General features: G+C 62.5%; 16 protein-coding genes. 9 read left to right on the top strand and 7 right to left on the bottom strand.

What is annotated here, in order from left to right:
• Position 1 precedes the first annotated feature (1 nt).
• Entirely contained in the window at positions 2 to 1,168 is a 1,167-nt protein-coding gene (locus tag BOP93_RS16875) for an efflux RND transporter periplasmic adaptor subunit (protein ID WP_104503523.1), read from the bottom strand.
• A gap of 256 nt (positions 1,169 to 1,424) precedes the next feature.
• Here BOP93_RS16875 and BOP93_RS16870 point away from each other — a divergent pair, with 256 nt between their 5' ends.
• The 5 genes from BOP93_RS16870 to BOP93_RS16850 all read left to right on the top strand — a co-directional run bounded on the left by BOP93_RS16870 (position 1,425) and on the right by BOP93_RS16850 (position 6,472).
• Complete coding sequence (locus tag BOP93_RS16870) at positions 1,425 to 1,907, top strand: sigma-70 family RNA polymerase sigma factor (RefSeq protein WP_104503522.1); 483 nt, start codon at positions 1,425 to 1,427, stop codon at positions 1,905 to 1,907.
• 120 nt (positions 1,908 to 2,027) lie between these two features.
• Positions 2,028 to 3,365: a lysine N(6)-hydroxylase/L-ornithine N(5)-oxygenase family protein gene (locus BOP93_RS16865; protein ID WP_104503521.1), complete on the top strand. Its 1,338-nt coding sequence runs from the start codon at positions 2,028 to 2,030 to the stop codon at positions 3,363 to 3,365.
• A gap of 100 nt (positions 3,366 to 3,465) precedes the next feature.
• The gene (locus BOP93_RS16860) at positions 3,466 to 4,686 is read left to right on the top strand and encodes a putative DNA modification/repair radical SAM protein (RefSeq protein WP_065891856.1); all 1,221 of its coding nucleotides are present in this window, start codon (positions 3,466 to 3,468) and stop codon (positions 4,684 to 4,686) included.
• A complete protein-coding gene (locus BOP93_RS16855) occupies positions 4,683 to 5,516 on the top strand; it encodes a TIGR03915 family putative DNA repair protein (RefSeq protein WP_104503520.1) in 834 nt (277 codons plus the stop codon). The genes BOP93_RS16860 and BOP93_RS16855 overlap by 4 nt, the downstream gene beginning before the upstream one ends.
• A gap of 62 nt (positions 5,517 to 5,578) precedes the next feature.
• Positions 5,579 to 6,472 carry a GNAT family acetyltransferase gene (locus tag BOP93_RS16850; RefSeq protein WP_104503519.1) on the top strand — a complete coding sequence of 298 codons (894 nt, stop codon included), beginning with the start codon at positions 5,579 to 5,581 and terminating at the stop codon, positions 6,470 to 6,472.
• Positions 6,473 to 6,600: 128 nt separating this feature from the next.
• Here the strand turns inward: BOP93_RS16850 and BOP93_RS16845 are convergent, their stop codons facing one another.
• The 5 genes from BOP93_RS16845 to BOP93_RS16825 form a co-directional block, all read right to left on the bottom strand.
• Positions 6,601 to 7,620: a branched-chain amino acid aminotransferase gene (locus tag BOP93_RS16845; RefSeq protein WP_057721658.1), complete on the bottom strand. Its 1,020-nt coding sequence runs from the start codon at positions 7,618 to 7,620 to the stop codon at positions 6,601 to 6,603.
• A gap of 205 nt (positions 7,621 to 7,825) precedes the next feature.
• Positions 7,826 to 9,205 carry a dihydrolipoyl dehydrogenase gene (lpdA, locus tag BOP93_RS16840; RefSeq protein ID WP_104503518.1) on the bottom strand — a complete coding sequence of 460 codons (1,380 nt, stop codon included), beginning with the start codon at positions 9,203 to 9,205 and terminating at the stop codon, positions 7,826 to 7,828.
• Between the two features lie 4 nt (positions 9,206 to 9,209).
• A complete protein-coding gene (locus tag BOP93_RS16835; RefSeq protein ID WP_104503517.1) occupies positions 9,210 to 10,469 on the bottom strand; it encodes a dihydrolipoamide acetyltransferase family protein in 1,260 nt (419 codons plus the stop codon).
• Entirely contained in the window at positions 10,470 to 11,528 is a 1,059-nt protein-coding gene (locus BOP93_RS16830; protein ID WP_065884833.1) for an alpha-ketoacid dehydrogenase subunit beta, read from the bottom strand.
• 1 nt (position 11,529) lies between these two features.
• Positions 11,530 to 12,765, bottom strand: a complete 1,236-nt coding sequence (locus tag BOP93_RS16825) for a 3-methyl-2-oxobutanoate dehydrogenase (2-methylpropanoyl-transferring) subunit alpha (protein WP_104503516.1) — start codon at positions 12,763 to 12,765, stop codon at positions 11,530 to 11,532.
• 195 nt (positions 12,766 to 12,960) lie between these two features.
• Here BOP93_RS16825 and bkdR point away from each other — a divergent pair, with 195 nt between their 5' ends.
• Positions 12,961 to 13,449 (top strand): Bkd operon transcriptional regulator BkdR, encoded by a 489-nt coding sequence (gene bkdR / locus BOP93_RS16820; protein ID WP_065891861.1) that lies wholly within the window; start codon positions 12,961 to 12,963, stop codon positions 13,447 to 13,449.
• 120 nt (positions 13,450 to 13,569) lie between these two features.
• Here bkdR and BOP93_RS16815 read toward each other — a convergent pair whose 3' ends face one another.
• Complete coding sequence (locus BOP93_RS16815; RefSeq protein WP_104503515.1) at positions 13,570 to 14,433, bottom strand: MBL fold metallo-hydrolase; 864 nt, start codon at positions 14,431 to 14,433, stop codon at positions 13,570 to 13,572.
• A gap of 94 nt (positions 14,434 to 14,527) precedes the next feature.
• Here BOP93_RS16815 and BOP93_RS16810 point away from each other — a divergent pair, with 94 nt between their 5' ends.
• Genes BOP93_RS16810 through BOP93_RS16800 form a run of 3 tightly spaced genes read left to right on the top strand, consistent with a single transcriptional unit; the run spans position 14,528 to position 16,972 of the window.
• Positions 14,528 to 14,863: an ArsR/SmtB family transcription factor gene (locus BOP93_RS16810; protein WP_057007617.1), complete on the top strand. Its 336-nt coding sequence runs from the start codon at positions 14,528 to 14,530 to the stop codon at positions 14,861 to 14,863.
• Between the two features lie 51 nt (positions 14,864 to 14,914).
• Positions 14,915 to 16,159, top strand: coding sequence for an FAD/NAD(P)-binding oxidoreductase (locus BOP93_RS16805; RefSeq protein ID WP_104503514.1), 1,245 nt, complete (start codon positions 14,915 to 14,917; stop codon positions 16,157 to 16,159).
• Entirely contained in the window at positions 16,160 to 16,972 is an 813-nt protein-coding gene (locus BOP93_RS16800; protein WP_065933992.1) for a sulfite exporter TauE/SafE family protein, read from the top strand.
• Positions 16,973 to 17,117: the final 145 nt, after the last annotated feature.

Raw genomic sequence — 17,117 nt, 5'->3', positions numbered from 1 at the left:
CTCAGCCCCCGCTGCCGTCGGCTGGGCCGATCAACAGGTGATCGCCTTCGTCGAGGCCCTCCAGCACCTGCACGCGCAGGCGGTCGCTGATGCCCAGGCGCACCGAGCGCTGCTCGATGCTGCCGTTTTTCGCCACCACCCGGGCGAGTTGCGTATCCGCCGTAGGCACGCCTTGCAGCGCGGCGACCGGCACGGTCAGGGCGTCCTTGACTTGGCTGGCGACGAAAAACACCTGGGTGGTCATTTCCGCCATCAGTGCGTTATCGGCGTTGTCGACGTCCAGTAACACCGTGTACAGCACCACGCGGCCGGTGCCGCTCTTGCTGTTGCTCGGGCTGCCGCTGCCCTGGGTTTCGTTCAACGGCTTGGGCGGGATTGGCAGGATCTGCCGCACGGTGCTGGTCCAGCGCCGGCTGCCGCCGCTCAAGGTGGTGAAATACGCACTCATGCCGGGTTTGACATGGCCGATATCCGCCTCGGACACTTCGGCCCACACCGTCATCGGCGACAATTTGGCGATGCGCAGGATCAGCGGCGTTTGTTGTTGGGCGTTGAGGGTCTGCCCGACCCGCGCATCCACCGCCACGACGGTACCGGCCATCGGCGCGTAGATGCGCGTGTAACCGAGTTCCGCTTCGTCGCTGCGCAGGCTGGCCCGGGCCTGGCGAATCTGGGCCAGGAACATGTCGACCCGCGCCTGGGTGGCGTCCAACTCGGCCCTGGCGGTTTGCACATCTTCTTCGCGGGTGGCGTTACCGGCGCTCAGGCGTTGCTGACGCTGGTATTTCTGGCGCGCCAAGGCGTGCTGGGCTTTCTGCTCCTGCAATTGCGCCTGCAGGTTTTCGATGGCGTAGCGGCTGGCGTCGAGCTTGGCTTTTTGCGTCGACGGGTCGATCTCCACCAGCAACTGGCCTTCCTTGACCTGATCGCCGGCCTCGACGTGGATCTTCTGGATCTGCCCGGAGGCCTGTGCGCCGACATCCACATAGCGACGTGGTTGCAGGGTGCCCAGGGCCGTGACGCTGTTTTCGATATCGCCCCGGGTGACCGTCACGGTGGCCAAACTGTCGCGGCCCGGCGCAAGGCCTTGCCAGGTGGCAAACGCAACGATGGGAATCAGGCACGCCACCACAAGCAGGGCGCGTCGGGCAGGTCGAGGGCGTTTCATGCGTAGGTTCCAGCCAGGAAAGATCGGGGCGCAGTCGCGCAGAGCTGACAGGTAAACGAAGAAAATGCCCGGGGATTTAGGCTGTTACACGCGCGGTTACAGGTTGCATGAAGAAAAAAATCGACCGTTGATGCGAGACTTCTTTAAAAGTAGATGAGAATTACTATAAATTGCACACACTCAAACTGCCATCATTGATGGACGTGTTCCTATACAGGTTGGCACCGTCCGCACCACGGCCATGGAGCCAGGAGTCATGTTGGAAAACTACTATCGCGAGCTGGTGTGTTTCCTCAACGCCAAGCTGGGCAACCGACAGGTGGCCGAGGATGTGGTGCATGACGCGTATGTGCGGGTGCTGGAGCGCTCCAGTGACACGCCGATCGAACAGCCGCGCGCGTTCCTGTACCGCACTGCGCTGAACCTGGTGATCGACGGCCATCGGCGCAACGCCCTGCGCCAGGTCGAGCCGCTGGAGGTGCTGGACGCTGAAGAACGCTTCGCGCCTTGTTCACCCCACACCAGCCACGATCAGAGCCAGCGCCTGGAGATGCTCGAGCGTGCCCTGGCCGAGTTGCCGGCGGCCTGCCGCGACAGTTTCCTGATGCGCAAATTCGACGGCCTGTCCCACCTGCAAATCGCCGAGCGCCTGTGCATTTCCCGCGCCCTGGTGGAAAAGCACATCGTTAATGCCATGAAGCACTGCCGGTTGCGCATGCGTGAGTGGGAAGCGCACTGAAGCGCTGTTAGTTAAATTTTATTTCACTGTCCTCGTTTCCTATCAACACACGGCCTGTTGTTCAGGCCATGAAGGTATTCCCGCCCCAACCGCCAAGGGGCTTATCCAGAGGACACTGGAATGACACAGGCAATTGCTTCGCCCGCGGTTCACGACCTGATCGGTATCGGCTTCGGCCCTTCGAACCTGGCGCTGGCCATCGCCTTGCAGGAGCGTGAGAAAGCCCAGGGCAAACTGGACGTACTGTTCCTCGACAAACAGGCCGACTACCGCTGGCACGGCAATACCCTGGTGACCCAGAGCGAATTGCAGATTTCCTTCCTCAAGGACCTGGTGACCCTGCGCAACCCCACCAGCCCGTATTCCTTCGTCAATTACCTCAAGGCCCACGACCGCCTGGTGGACTTCATCAACCTGGGCACCTTCTACCCGTGCCGCATGGAGTACAACGACTACCTGCGCTGGGTCGCCGGGCAATTCCAGGCCCAGGCCCGCTACGGCGAAGAGGTACTGGCCATCGAGCCGATCCTGCACCAGCAACAGGTTGAAGCGCTGCGCGTGATTTCCCGCGATGCGCTGGGCGAGCAGCATGTGCGCACCACGCGCTCTGTGGTGGTCAGCGCCGGTGGCACGCCGCGTATTCCCGAGGCGTTCAAGGCGCTCAAGGGCGACAGCCGGGTGTTCCACCATTCCCAGTACCTGGAGCGCATGGCCGGCCAGCCGTGCGTCGATGGCAAGCCGATGCGCATCGCGGTGATCGGCGGTGGTCAGAGCGCCGCCGAAGCGTTTATCGACCTCAACGACAGCTTCCCGTCGGTGCAAGTCGACCTGATTCTGCGCGGTTCGGCGCTCAAGCCGGCGGATGATAGCCCGTTCGTCAATGAAGTGTTCTCGCCGGCCTTTACCGACCTGGTGTTCCAGCAAGTCGGCGCCGAACGTGAGCGCCTGGTCGCCGAGTACCAGAACACCAACTACTCGGTGGTGGACCTGGACCTGATCGAGCGCATCTACGGCATCTTCTATCGCCAGAAAGTGTCCGGCATCGCGCGCCAGGCATTTCGCACCATGACCGTGGTCGAAAAGGCCACCCCCGGCCCGCTGGGCATCGAACTGACGCTGCGCAACAACGCCACCGGCGAAACCAGCGTGAGCCACTACGACGCGGTGATCCTCGCCACCGGTTACGAGCGCCAGATGCACCGCGAACTGCTCGCGCCGCTGGAGGCCTACATGGGCGATTTCGAAGTGGCCCGCGACTACCGCATCGTCACCGACGAGCGCTGCAAGGCCGGGATCTACATCCAGGGGTTCAGCCAGGCCAGCCATGGTTTGAGCGATACGTTGCTGTCGGTGCTGCCGATTCGCGCCGATGAAATTGCCGCGTCGTTGTACGAGAATGATCGCAACCGTGGCACCGCGCGTTCGGTGCAGGACCTGCTGCTCGCCACTGCAAGCTGATCGGCTTCTGTAGGAGCGAGCAAGCTCGCTCCTACAGGCGGTACTTGTGACAAGGAGTTGCTGCTGATACTGTACAAAAAACCAGTATCGGTAGCTCTCCATGCAGTTGATCGAAAAGCTCAGCATTCTCGCCGACGCCGCCAAGTACGACGCTTCGTGCGCCAGCAGTGGCGCGCCCAAGCGCAGCTCCGAAGGCAAGGCCGGGCTGGGTTCCACCGATGGCATGGGCATTTGCCACAGCTATACGCCCGATGGCCGTTGCGTGTCGCTGCTCAAGGTTTTACTCACCAACTTCTGTCTCTACGACTGCCAGTATTGCGTCAACCGCCGTTCCAGCGATGTGCCCCGCGCGCGCTTCAGCCCGGAAGAGGTGGTCACCCTGACCCTGGACTTCTACAAGCGCAATTGCGTCAGCGGTTTGTTTCTCAGTTCCGGCATCATCCGCTCGGCCGACTACACCATGGAGCAGTTGGTGCGGGTCGCCAAGCTGCTGCGCGAGGAGCACGACTTTCGTGGCTATATCCATCTCAAGACCATTCCCGAAGCCGACCCCGCATTGATCGCCGAGGCCGGGCGCTATGCCGACCGCCTGAGCGTGAATATCGAACTGCCCACCGATGCCAGCCTGCAAACCCTGGCGCCGGAAAAGCAGATCGTCTCGATCAAGCAGGCCATGCAGACCATCTACACCGGTGAACAGACGGTGCTCAACGAACCCCGCGCACCGCGTTTCGCGCCGGCCGGGCAGAGCACACAGATGATCGTCGGCGCCGACGACACCGATGACAGCACCATCCTGCACGGTGCCGAAGCCTTGTATGGCAACTACAAACTGCGCCGTGTGTATTACTCGGCGTTCAGCCCGATTCCCAACAGCCCCAAGAGCGTGCCCCTGGCTGCGCCGCCGTTGATGCGCGAGCATCGTCTGTACCAGGCCGACTTTCTGTTGCGCAGCTATGGCTTCAGCGCCAATGAACTGTTCGAAGGCCCCGGCGACCTGGCCCTGGATATCGACCCCAAGCTGGCGTGGGCCCTGGAGCATCGCGAGGTATTCCCCCTCGATCTTAACCGCGCCGAACCGACCTTGATCGCGCGTATCCCCGGCATTGGCCTGCGCACCACCCAGCGCCTGGTGGACCTGCGCCGCGAACGCAAGATCCGCTTCGAAGACCTGGCGCGCATGCGCTGTGTGCTGGCCAAGGCCAAGCCATTTTTCATCACCAGCGATTACCACCCACAGCAGGCCGATAGCACCAGTGTGTTGCTGCGCGAACAGCTGCGCGATCGCCCGCAACCGCAACAGATGGGGTTGTGGGGATGATCAGCCTGGAATGCGACAACCTGTTCAGCACCTGGCGCGAACAGGCGCGCTGGCTGCTCAGCCATCAGGTCGACCCCAGCCAGGTGAGCTGGGGCGCAACCGAGGTGGCGGATCTGTTTGCCACCGACGAGCCCATTTCTTCCGGGTTGGGCCCGTTCCAGGCGCGCATTCCCAAGGCCTTGTTGCAACTGCTGGAGTCGGCCGCCTGTTACCACGGCGATCAGCGTTGGAGTTTGCTCTACGAAGTGTTGTGGCGGGTCAGCCATGGCGACCGCACGGCCATGCTGGCCGGTGACAAGTTGGGCAGCGAGTTGCAGCGCCGCATCAAGCAGGTCAGTCGTGAAGCCCATCACTTGCATGCGTTTGTGCGGTTTATTGCACTGCCGGCCGAAGCGGGCCCCGAGCTGCCGGAGTACGTGGCCTGGCACGAGCCGGCCCACGATATTTTGCACAGCGCCAGCCAGCATTTTATCGGGCGCATGGGCCGGCATCGCTGGATGATCGCAACGCCCCTGGATGGGGTGTATTACGACGGCGAGCAATTGATTCACCAACGCCGGTGCCCCGAGGCGTGGCAGCAACTGGCGCAGAATGTCGAAGACCCGCACAGCGCCATGTGGTTGACCTATTACAGTCACATCTTCAACCCGGCGCGCTTGAACCCCAAGGTGATGGAAGGGCATTTGCCGAGCCGGTTCTGGAAGAACCTGCCGGAAGGCAAGTTGATTCCGGGGCTGATCAGCGAGGCGCGCACGGGCAAACAGAAAGATGGGCAGGCCAGGCTGGTGGGCACCAAGCCCGGCAAACGCATTTCAAGCGGGCACAGTTAGAAAATAGGGGTGGGGACTTGGTATGGTGGTGCCTGTCAGAGCGCCCGCAGCCAGGAGCAATCATGTCTACCGCTGTTCGTCTTGCCCAAACCACCGATGCCGAAGGCATCAGCCAGGTCATCCTGGCGGCCTTGCACAGCAGCAATGCGCAGGATTACCCGGCGGATGTGATTGCCCGCGTGGCGAGTAATTTCAGCCCCGATGCCGTGCTGGCGCTGCTCAAGCGCCGTGTCGTGCTGGTGGCCATCCAGGATCAGGTGATCGTCGCCACCGCCGCCCTCGACGCCAACGTGGTGCGCTCGGTATTCGTCAACCCGGCGCTGCAAGGGCAGGGCATTGGTCGGCTGTTGATGATCGAGATCGAATTGCGCGCCCGCGAAGCCGGAGTGACGGTGTTGAGTGTGCCGTCCTCGCTGACCGCCGAGCCGTTCTACAGCAAGCTGGGGTTTCACACCGTGCGCGATGTCTATCATGGCAATGAACGCACGCTGGTCATGGAAAAGGCCCTGCTGTCCCGGCACCCCATCGGCCCGTATCGCGACCGTCAGCACCGTGCGCAGGTGATCGAGTTGTGGCAGGAGGCATTCGGCTATGACACCGCGCATAACCTGCCGAGCCTGGCGATCGATAGAAAGCTGGCGGTCAATGACGGTTTGTTCTTTGTCGCGACCGATAAAAAGGCCGTGATCGGCACGATCCTGGCCGGCTATGACGGCCATCGCGGGTGGCTGTATTCGGTGGCGGTGCGTGCCGATTATCGTCGCCATGGCCTGGGGTCGTCGTTGGTGCGTTACGCGGAGCAGGCGTTGACGGCGTTGGGTTGCATGAAGATCAACCTGCAGATCACCGGCGGCAATGACGCGGTGGTGGGGTTCTACGAGGCGTTGGGATATGGGGTGGAACCGAGGATCAGCATGGGCAAGAAGATTGCCGGGAATATCCCTGCCCAATCTTAAGAACACTGGAGATCAAATGTGGGAGGGGGCTTGCCCCCGATTGCAGTGTGTCAGTCACCGAAAATATTGACTGATCCACCGCTATCGGGGGCAAGCCCCCTCCCACATTGGGTTTTGCGTTGTGGCTATCAGACCTTGACGATCCAACCCGCCGGCGCTTCAACGTCACCGGTCTGCACGCCCGTCAGTTCTTTGTAGAGCTTCTGGGTAATCGGGCCCACTTCGGTTTCGCTGTGGAACACGTGCAGCTTGCCGTTGTACTGGATGCCGCCGATCGGCGAGATCACCGCCGCGGTGCCGCAGGCGCCGGCTTCCTTGAATTGATCCAGCTTGTCGATGAACACTTCGCCCTCGACCACGGTAAGGCCCAGGCGGCTCTGGGCCAGTTCGATCAGCGACAGGCGGGTGATGCCCGGCAGTACCGAAGGCGACTTCGGCGTGATGAACTGGTTGTCGTGGGTGATGCCGAAGAAGTTGGCCGAGCCGACCTCTTCGATTTTCGAATGGGTCATCGGGTCCAGGTAGATCGCGTCGGCGAAACCGGATTTTTTCGCTTCCGAGCCCGGCATCAGGCTGGCGGCATAGTTACCGCCCACTTTCGCCGCGCCGGTGCCCTGTGGGGCGGCGCGGTCGAAGGTGGAGATCTGGAAGTTGTGGGGCACCAGGCCGCCTTTGAAATAGGCACCGACCGGGATGGCGAACACCGAGAAGATGAACTCCGGCGCGGTGCGCACACCGATGTTGTCACCGGTGCCGATCACGAACGGGCGCAGGTACAGCGCGCCGCCGCTGCCGTAAGGCGGGATGAAGCGCTCGTTGGCCTTGACCACTTGCTTGCAGGCTTCGATGAAGTCTTCGGTCGACACATGCGGCATCAGCAGGCGGGCGCAGCTGCGCTGCATGCGCGCGGCGTTCTGGTCCGGACGGAACAGGTTGATCGATCCGTCCTTGCAGCGGTAGGCCTTGAGGCCTTCAAAGCACTGCTGGCCATAGTGCAGGGCGGTGGAGCCCTCGCTGATGTGCAGCACGTTGTCGTCGGTCAGGGTGCCTGCTTGCCATTCGCCGTTTTTCCAGACCTGGAGAAACCGCTTGTCGGTCTTGATGTAGTCAAAACCCAGCTTGTCCCAATTGATGCTTTCGTTACCCATGACACCCTCTAATCTCTGGTCAAGTCGGATTTTTTTCTGGATGGGCTCAACAATACTGCATTCTTGGCCGGTGTGGGAGCGGGCGGTTGGACCATTCCACATCTCTATTGGCTGATCCGCTGCTATCGGGGGCAAGCCCCCTCCCACATTTAAAATGCATTCCAAATGTGGGAGGGGGCTTGCCCGCGATGGCCTCGCCACGGTTTTACAGATGCAACGCATGCCCCAACGCCCGCAACGCCGCTTCCTGCACGGCCTCACCCAAGGTCGGATGGGCGTGGATGGTGCCGGCCACATCTTCCAGGCGTGCACCCATTTCCAGGCTCAGGCCAAACGCAGTGGACAGTTCCGATACGCCGGCTCCCACTGCCTGCCAGCCGACAATCAGGTGATTGTCACGCCGCGCCACCACCCGCACGAAGCCGGTTTTCGACTCCAAGGTCATGGCCCGCCCGTTGGCGGCGAACGGGAAGCTCGACACGATGCAGTCCAGGCCGGCAGCTTTGGCCTCGTCCGGGCTCTTGCCCACCACCACCAGTTCCGGGTCGGTAAAGCACACCGCCGGAATCGCCGCCGGGTTGAATTCGCGGGCTTTGCCGCTGATCAGTTCGGCAACCATTTCACCCTGGGCCATGGCCCGGTGCGCCAGCATGGGCTCGCCGCTCAGGTCGCCGATGGCATACACATTGCGCATGCTGGTCTGGCAGCGGCTGTCGATCTTGATCGCGGCGCCGTTCATGTCCAGGTTCAGCGCTTCGAGGTTGAAGCCCTGGGTGTTGGGTTTGCGACCCACGGCCACCAGCACCTGATCGGTTTCCAGCGACAGGGTGTCGCCATTCGGATCGCGCACTTGCAGGCAGTTATCGGCAAAGCCGGTGACGCTGTGCTTGAGGTACAGCTTGATCCCGAGTTGCTTGATCGATTCGTTAACCGGCTGGGTCAGCTCGGCGTCATAGGCCGGCAGGATGCGCTCCTGTGCTTCGACCACACTGACTTCGGCGCCGAGCTTGCGGTAGGCGATGCCCAGTTCCAGGCCGATGTAACCGCCGCCCACCACGATCAGCCGCTTCGGTACGTGGCTCGGAGCCAGCGCTTCGGTGGATGAAATGACCGGCCCGCCCAGCGGCAGCATCGGCAGCTCGACGCTTTTGGAACCGGTGGCCAGCAGCAGGTGTTCGCACTGGATGCGCTGCTCGCCGACGTCGACGGTCTTGCCGTCCACCACCTTGGCCCAGCCATGGATCACCTGCACCTTGTGCTTTTTCAACAACGCGGCGACGCCGGTGGTCAGGCGGTCGACGATGCCGTCTTTCCATTCCACGCTTTTGCGGATGTCCAGGGTGGGCACGTCCACTTCGATGCCCAGTGGCGAGCCCTGGCTGTGGTGTACCGTCTGCTGGAATTGCTCGGCCACATGGATCAAGGCCTTGGACGGAATGCAGCCGATGTTCAGGCAGGTGCCGCCCAGCGCCTGGCCTTCCACCAAAATGGTCGGGATGCCCAGTTGGCCGGCGCGAATCGCGGCCACGTAACCGCCAGGGCCGCCGCCGATAATCAGCAGCGTGGTGTGTAGTGTCTGAGTCATGCCCTTACTCCAGGAACAGGCTGGCGGGTTGTTCGAGCAGGCCGCGCACGGCCTGGATGAATTGCGCCGCGTCCATGCCATCGACCACACGGTGATCGAACGAGCTGGAGAGGTTCATCATCTTGCGCACCACGATCTGGCCTTTTATCACCATCGGCCGCTCGACGATGCGGTTGACGCCGACAATCGCCACTTCCGGCAGGTTCAGCACCGGCGTGCTGACAATGCCGCCCAGCGCGCCGAGGCTGGTCAGGGTGATGGTCGAGCCCGACAGCTCTTCGCGGCTGGCCTTGCCATTGCGCGCGGCGTTGGCCAAACGCGCGATTTCCTCTGCCGTGCCCCACAGGCTGCGGGCCTCGGCGTGGCGCACCACCGGCACCATCAGGCCGACGTCGCTCTGGGTGGCGACGCCCACATGCACGGCGCCGAGGCGGGTGATGACCTGGGCTTCGTCGTCATAGCGCGCGTTGATCTGCGGGAAGTCGCGCAGTGCCACCACCATGGCGCGCACGATAAAGGGCAGCAGGGTCAGCTTGCCGCGCGTGGCGCCGTGTTTGTCATTGAGGTGCACGCGCAACTCGTCCAGCGCGGTGACGTCGATTTCTTCCACGTAGCTGAAATGCGCGGCGCGGCGGGTGGCGTCCTGCATGCGCTGGGCGATCTTGCGGCGCATGCCGATCACCGGGATCTGGTGCTCGTCGTTGCGTTCGGTGTAAGGGTTGGCAGCGCTCGAAGGTGCGCGCGCGCCTTGCTGAAGGTAAGCCTCAAGGTCCTCATGCAGGATTCGTCCGGCCGGGCCGGAGCCCTGTACCAGGCGCAACGGGATACCCGCATCCAGGGCATGTTTACGCACGGCGGGGGAGGCCAGCGGGCGCTCATTGGCCTCGCGGGCCACCGGTGCCTGGACCTTCGCGGCGGCAGGCGCGGGCTTGCTTTGAACCGGTTCCGGCTTGCTCTTCAGCACCGGCGCGGCTTTCTCCACCGGTGCGGCCACGGCCGGCGCGTCCTTGGCGTTACCGGCGCCTTCCACTTCAATGCTGATCAGGATACTGCCCACCGCCATGACTTCACCCGGCTCGCCGCCCAGAGAAATCACCTTGCCGTGGACCGGCGAGGGAATGTCCACCATCGCTTTGTCGGTCATCACATCCGCCAGCACCTGGTCTTCAACCACCAGGTCGCCGACCTTCACATGCCATTGCGACAGTTCAACTTCGGCGATGCCTTCGCCAATGTCCGGCATCTTGATAACGTGCGTGCCCATTCAGACCTCCATGACCCGTTTCAACGCCGCGCCCACTCGGGACGGGCCTGGGAAATACGCCCACTCCTGCGCGTGCGGGTAGGGCGTGTCCCAGCCGGTGACGCGCTCGATCGGCGCTTCCAGGTGATGAAAGCAGTGCTCCTGCACCAGGGCGACCAGCTCGGCGCCAAAGCCGCAGGTGCGCGTGGCTTCGTGCACCACCACGCAACGGCCGGTCTTTTTCACCGACTTGACGATGGTGTCCAGGTCCAGCGGCCACAGGCTGCGCAGGTCGATGACTTCGGCGTCGATGCCGGTTTCTTCGGCGGCGACCTGCGACACATACACGGTGGTGCCGTAGGTCAGCACGGTCACGGCCGAACCCGGACGCACGATGGCGGCCACGTCCAGCGGCACGGTGTAGTAGCCGTCCGGCACTTGCGCTTGCGGGTGTTTCGACCACGGGGTGACCGGGCGGTCATGATGGCCATCGAACGGGCCGTTATACAGGCGCTTGGGTTCAAGGAAGATCACTGGGTCATCGTTTTCGATGGAGGCGATCAGCAGGCCCTTGGCGTCATAGGGGTTGGACGGCATCACCGTGCGCAAGCCGCAGACCTGGGTGAACACCGCTTCGATACTCTGGCTATGGGTCTGGCCGCCGTAGATGCCGCCGCCGCACGGCATGCGCATGGTCAGGGGCGCGGTGAACTGGCCGGCCGAGCGATAACGCAGGCGCGCGGCTTCGGAGATGATCTGGTCGGTGGCGGGGTAGACGTAGTCGGCAAACTGGATTTCCGCGACCGGGCGCAGGCCGTAGGCGCCCATGCCCACCGCCACGCCGATGATGCCGCTTTCGGAAATCGGCGCGTCGAATACCCGCGAGCTGCCGTACTTGGTCTGCAGACCTTCGGTGCAGCGGAACACGCCGCCGAAGTAACCGACGTCCTGGCCGAACACCACCACGTTGTCGTCCCGTTCAAGCATCACATCCATGGCCGAGCGCAGGGCCTGGATCATGGTCATGGTGGTGGTGGTCATGGCTGTTTCCAGTTCGATGCTGTTGTTGTGATCGTTCATGTCAGACCCCCAGCTCTTGACGCTGGCGCTTCAAGTGCTCCGGCATCTCTTTATAGACGTCTTCGAACATGGTCGCGGCGCTTGGAATCTGACCACCGGCCAGGGTGCCGTACTGTTCGGCCTGTTTTTGCGCGGCGATGACTTCGGCTTCCAGTTCGGCGCTGACCGCCGCGTGTTCCTCGTCGGACCACTGGCCAATCCTGATCAGGTGCTGTTTGAGGCGGGCAATCGGATCGCCCAATGGGAAGTGACTCCAGTCATCGGCGGGGCGGTACTTGGACGGATCATCGGAGGTGGAGTGCGGACCGGCGCGGTAGGTCACCCACTCGATCAGTGTCGGCCCCAGGTTGCGGCGGGCACGCTCGGCGGCCCAGGCGGAGGCGGCGTACACGGCGATAAAGTCGTTGCCGTCCACGCGCAGGGAGGCGATACCGCAACCGACGCCGCGTCCGGCGAAGGTCGTGGCTTCACCGCCGGCAATGGCCTGGAAGGTGGAGATTGCCCATTGATTATTCACCACGTTGAGGATCACCGGGGCGCGGTAGACGTGGGCGAAGGTGAGGGCGGTGTGGAAGTCGGATTCAGCGGTGGCGCCGTCGCCGATCCAGGCCGAGGCGATCTTGGTATCACCCTTGATCGCCGACGCCATGCCCCAGCCCACACCCTGTACGAACTGTGTGGCGAGGTTGCCGGAAATGGTGAAGAAACCGGCGTCCTTGACCGAGTACATGATCGGCAACTGGCGGCCCTTGAGCGGGTCGCGTTCGTTGGACAGCAGTTGGCAGATCAGATCCACCAGCGGCACGTCGCGGGCCATCAGGATGCTTTGCTGGCGGTAGGTGGGGAAGCACATGTCGTCGATATTCAAGGCCAGGGCCTGGGCGCTGCCGATGGCTTCTTCGCCAAGGCTCTGCATGTAGAACGACATTTTTTTCTGGCGCTGGGCGACCACCATGCGGTTGTCGAAGATGCGCGTCTTGAGCATCGCGCGCATGCCTTTGCGCATGATGTCAGCCGAGACACCCTCGGCCCACGGCCCGAGCGCCTGGCCCTGGTCGTCGAGCACGCGGATCAGGCCCTTGGCCAGGTCGGCGGTGTCGGCCGGTTCTACGTCGATGGCGGGTTTGCGTACCAGGCCGGCGTCGGTCAGGCGCAGGTAGGTGAAGTCGGTCTTGCAGCCTGGGCGGCCCGAAGGTTCGGGAACGTGCAGGCGCAGCGGTGCATACGGCTGGGTCATGGCTTTCTACGCTCGATCTTGTGAATTTCTTGTAGTGGGCGCGCTAGCTGACAGTCAGTCTTCGGGTAGAAGAAATCTTGTCCTACAACAATCATAGGCGTGGCGTAGAAGAATATTTATCTGTGTTTCGTTGCGCTCAGGATCATTTAAGGATAAAAAATCTGCATAAACATAATAAACAGGTGATTTTGTCTCATGCGCAAACTGGACCGTACCGATATCGGCATTCTCAATGCCCTGCAGGAGAATGCCCGTATCACCAACGCCGACCTCGCCCGTTCGGTCAACCTGTCGCCCACGCCGTGCTTCAACCGGGTGAAGGCGATGGAAGAACTGGGCCTGATTCGCGAGCAGGTCACGCTGCTGGACGCCGACCTGCTGGGGCTGCATGTCAACGTGTTCATCCATGTGAGCCTGGAAAAGCAGAATGAACTGGCGTTGCAGCAATTTGAAGGCGCAATCTCGGACCGGCCGGAAGTGATGGAGTGTTACCTGATGGCCGGCGACCCGGATTACCTGATCCGGGTGCTGGTGCCGACGATCCAGTCGCTGGAGCGTTTCATGATGGATTTTCTGACCAAGGTGCCGGGGGTGGCGAATATCCGCTCCAGTTTTGCCTTGAAGCAGGTGCGCTACAAAACCGCGCTGCCGTTGCCGGCCAACGGCATAAACCTGGGCTCCTGATTCAACACGGAACAACATGTGGGAGGGGGCTTGCCCCCGATAGCGGTGTGACAGTCAGCTTATCTGTAGCTGACCCACCGCCATCGGGGGCAAGCCCCCTCCCACATTTTTTACCGCATTTCAAAGTTGGTTGACGGGAATCTTGAGGTAGGTGACGCCATTGTCTTCCGGCGGCGGCATGTGCCCCGCCCGCACATTCACCTGGATCGCCGGCAACAGCAGCGTCGGCATCCCCAGCCCGGCATCCCGGGTGGTGCGCATCGTGACAAACGCCGCCTCATCCACGCCGTCATGCACATGGATATTCTGCGCGCGCTGTTCAGCCACCGTGGTCTGGCACTTGGCATCGCGGCCCTCGGGTGGATAGTCATGGCACACGTACAGCCGGGTTTCAGGCGGGAACGCCAGCAGCTTGCGCATCGACGCGTACAACTGCCGCGCATCACCGCCGGGGAAGTCGCAGCGGGCGGTGCCGACATCGGGCATGAACAGCGTGTCGCCCACCAGTATCAAGCGGCCATCGATCAGGTAGGCCATGTCCGCCGGGGTATGCCCGGGTACATGCAGCGCCTGGGCCTGCAAGCCGCCGATATGAAAGATTTCATCCGGCGCAAACAGGTGATCGAACTGCGAGCCATCGACACGGAACTCCGGCTCCAGGTTGAACAGGTGCTTGAACACACCCTGCACCTTGCTGATGGACTGGCCGATCGCAATCTTGCCGCCCAGGGTGCGGCGCAGGTACGGCGCGGCGGATAGGTGATCGGCGTGGGCGTGGGTTTCCAGCAGCCACTGCACCTGCAGGCCATGCGCGCGCACGAAGGCAATCACCTTGTCGGCCTGTGCGGTATCGGTGCGCCCGGACGCCGGGTCGTAGTTGAGCACTGAATCGACGATGGCACAGGGGCCGCCATCGGCTTCATAGACTACATAGGTGTAGGTCGACGATGCCTCATCCAGAAAGGCTTGAATCAACGCTGGCATGGCGGCTGTCTCTGCTTGGGAAAAATGTGGTTACAATCAGTTTACGTTTAAACATAATGTCTTGAGCTTAAGTGAGATGAAGGAACCGAGGCAAATGGAATCTACGTTGAGTGAGGGCGAGGTCGCCCAGTTGCGTGCATCGGCGTCCAAGGCCTGTTCCTTGCTCAAGGCGCTGGCCAATGAAGACCGCTTGTTGATCCTCTGCCAGTTGACCCTGGGCGAACGCAACGTCGGCGAGCTGGAAGCCCAGACCGGCGTGCGCCAGCCCACGCTGTCACAACAGTTGGGCATCCTGCGGGACGAAGGGTTGGTCGCCACCCGTCGGGAAGGTAAATACATCTTCTACGGGCTGGCCAGCCACGAAGTGATTCAAGTGATGAAGACCCTGTCCGGCCTGTACTGCGGCGCGGTGATAAAAAGCTGGGCGTGACGCCATCCGGCAGCGACCCTTGTGTGCATTGACTGAAAAAGGCAGTAGACAATGACCGAACAACACTGGGGACCCACCATCAGTGGCGATATCGTCGTCATCGGCGGCGGCTCGGCAGGCATCGGCCTGCTGGCCAGCCTGCTCAAGCGCGACCCGCGGCTGAACATCATCCTGATCGAACCCAACGACTTCCATTGCTATCAGCCCGCCTGGACCCTAGTGGGCGGCGGCGCCTACGACCTGCGAAAGACCCGGCGCCCGCTGGCCGACGTACTGCCCAACGGGGTCACCTGGATCCAGGCCGCCGCCAGCGAGTTATTGCCTGACGAGCAGACCCTGGTGCTCGACAGTGGCCAGCGCGTCACCTGGAACAACCTGATTGTCTGCCCGGGCCTGCGCCTGGCCTGGGAAAAGATCGAGGGCTTGCAGGATACCCTCGGTCGCCACGGCGTCACCTCCAACTACAGTTACGAACACGCGGCCTACACCTGGCAACTGGTGCAGCAGCTCAAGGGTGGCAAGGCGCTCTTCACCCAGCCGGCCATGCCGATCAAGTGTGCCGGTGCGCCGCAGAAAGCCATGTACCTGTCCTGCGATCACTGGCTCAAGCAGGGCAGCCTGAAAAACATCGACGTCGAATTCAACCTGGCCGGTGCCGCGCTGTTCGGCGTGGCGACCTTTGTGCCGCCGTTGATGGAGTACGTCGAGAAATACAACGCACGCCTGGCGTTCAATGCCAACCTTGTGAAGGTCGACGGCCCGGCGCGCAAAGCCTGGTTTGAAGTCAAGGACGCAGAGGGCAACGTGAGGGTCGAAGAGAAAACCTTCGATATGCTCCACGTCGTGCCGCCGCAAGTCGCCCCGGATTTTATCCGCCAAAGCCCGCTGGCCGACGCCGCAGGCTGGTGCGAAGTAAACCCCCACAGCCTGCAGCACCTGCGCTATCCGCACATCTTCAGCCTGGGCGACGTGTGCGGCACCTCCAACGCCAAGACCGCCGCAGCGGTACGCAAGCAGATCGTGGTCGTGGCCGAGAACCTGCTGGCCCTGCGCAAACAAGCGCCGCTGCCGCTCAAGTACGACGGCTACGGTTCCTGCCCGTTGACGGTGGAGAAGGGCAAGGTGGTGCTGGCCGAGTTCGGCTATGGCGGCAAGCTGTTGCCGACCTTTCCCCTCGACCCCACCCAGGCGCGCCGCTCGATGTGGTTCCTCAAGGCCACGTTGCTGCCGTGGTTCTACTGGAACGGCATGCTCAAGGGCCGCGAGTGGCTGACCCGCCTGAGCAAGGTGGACTGAATGCTGCTGGCCAGTGTGTTGGGTGTATTGATGGGCCTGGTCATGGGCCTGACCGGCGCGGGCGGCGGCATCCTCGGGGTGCCGGCGCTGGTGTTGGGACTGGGGTTGACGATGACCCAGGCCGCGCCGGTGTCCTTGCTTGCGGTAGGCGCAGCGGCGGCGGTGGGGGCGATTGACGGCCTGCGCCATGGCCTGGTGCGTTATCGCGCCGCGTTATTGATCGCCTTGCTGGGCGCGCTGTTTTCACCGCTCGGTGTGTTCGTCGCTCATCAACTGTCGGAGCCGGTGCTGATGGGCTTGTTCAGCGCCCTGATGGTGCTGGTGGCCTGGCGCATGGTGCGGCGCGAAAAGGTCGAGGCCGGGCCGAGTGACCATGGCGCGGCGTCCTGGGGCCAGAAGAACTGCATGCTCAACCAGCAGACCGGACGCCTGGCGTGGACCGCCAAATGCACTGCCACCCTGGCGGCACTGGGCGCGGTGACCGGCGCGGTCTCGGGTTTGCTCGGCGTGGGCGGCGGTTTTCTGATCGTACCGGCGTTCAAGCAACTGACCGATGTGCAGATGCGCGGGATCGTCGCGACCTCGTTGATGGTGGTCAGCCTGCTGTCGTTGATCGGTGTGGTGGGGGCCTTTCATGCCGGGGTGAACATCGAGCCGGTGGGCTGGGGATTTATTGGTGCAAGTATCGTCGGCATGCTGGCGGGACGTCGCTTGTGTTCGGTGATTCCAGCGCGGGCGTTGCAGGTGGGGTTTGCCGGTTTGTGCGTGCTGGTGGCGGCTGGAATGCTGATGAATGCTTTGCTCCGGACCTGATGATCGTTCCCACGCGGAGCGTGGGAACGATCAAAAAGGAACGATCGACTGAACGGTGTTGACCGTGCACGCTTGATAGATGGCGAGATGAACGTACCTCAGGTTACTGTTCTCCCAGTAATGGCTTCACCGGCCTTGCACGTCG

Source organism: Pseudomonas orientalis, from assembly GCF_002934065.1.
In the GTDB taxonomy this organism is placed as follows: Bacteria; Pseudomonadota; Gammaproteobacteria; order Pseudomonadales; family Pseudomonadaceae; genus Aquipseudomonas; species Aquipseudomonas orientalis_A.
The sequence above is the reverse complement of the archived record's forward strand: the minus strand, read 5'-3'. Positions and strand labels throughout refer to the sequence as shown.

Excerpts from the sequence above, each read along its gene's own strand:
- BOP93_RS16830 (WP_065884833.1), bottom strand. The coding sequence starts at position 11,528 with ATGAACGATCACAACAACAGCATCGAACTGGAAACAGCCATGACCACC.
- BOP93_RS16850 (WP_104503519.1), top strand. The coding sequence starts at position 5,579 with ATGTCTACCGCTGTTCGTCTTGCCCAAACCACCGATGCCGAAGGCATC.
- BOP93_RS16845 (WP_057721658.1), bottom strand. The coding sequence starts at position 7,620 with ATGGGTAACGAAAGCATCAATTGGGACAAGCTGGGTTTTGACTACATC.
- BOP93_RS16860 (WP_065891856.1), top strand. The coding sequence starts at position 3,466 with ATGCAGTTGATCGAAAAGCTCAGCATTCTCGCCGACGCCGCCAAGTAC.
- BOP93_RS16800 (WP_065933992.1), top strand. The coding sequence starts at position 16,160 with ATGCTGCTGGCCAGTGTGTTGGGTGTATTGATGGGCCTGGTCATGGGC.
- BOP93_RS16855 (WP_104503520.1), top strand. The coding sequence starts at position 4,683 with ATGATCAGCCTGGAATGCGACAACCTGTTCAGCACCTGGCGCGAACAG.
- BOP93_RS16815 (WP_104503515.1), bottom strand. The coding sequence starts at position 14,433 with ATGCCAGCGTTGATTCAAGCCTTTCTGGATGAGGCATCGTCGACCTAC.
- lpdA (WP_104503518.1), bottom strand. The coding sequence starts at position 9,205 with ATGACTCAGACACTACACACCACGCTGCTGATTATCGGCGGCGGCCCT.
- BOP93_RS16875 (WP_104503523.1), bottom strand. The coding sequence starts at position 1,168 with ATGAAACGCCCTCGACCTGCCCGACGCGCCCTGCTTGTGGTGGCGTGC.
- BOP93_RS16835 (WP_104503517.1), bottom strand. The coding sequence starts at position 10,469 with ATGGGCACGCACGTTATCAAGATGCCGGACATTGGCGAAGGCATCGCC.
- BOP93_RS16870 (WP_104503522.1), top strand. The coding sequence starts at position 1,425 with ATGTTGGAAAACTACTATCGCGAGCTGGTGTGTTTCCTCAACGCCAAG.
- BOP93_RS16810 (WP_057007617.1), top strand. The coding sequence starts at position 14,528 with ATGGAATCTACGTTGAGTGAGGGCGAGGTCGCCCAGTTGCGTGCATCG.
- BOP93_RS16825 (WP_104503516.1), bottom strand. The coding sequence starts at position 12,765 with ATGACCCAGCCGTATGCACCGCTGCGCCTGCACGTTCCCGAACCTTCG.
- BOP93_RS16865 (WP_104503521.1), top strand. The coding sequence starts at position 2,028 with ATGACACAGGCAATTGCTTCGCCCGCGGTTCACGACCTGATCGGTATC.
- BOP93_RS16805 (WP_104503514.1), top strand. The coding sequence starts at position 14,915 with ATGACCGAACAACACTGGGGACCCACCATCAGTGGCGATATCGTCGTC.
- bkdR (WP_065891861.1), top strand. The coding sequence starts at position 12,961 with ATGCGCAAACTGGACCGTACCGATATCGGCATTCTCAATGCCCTGCAG.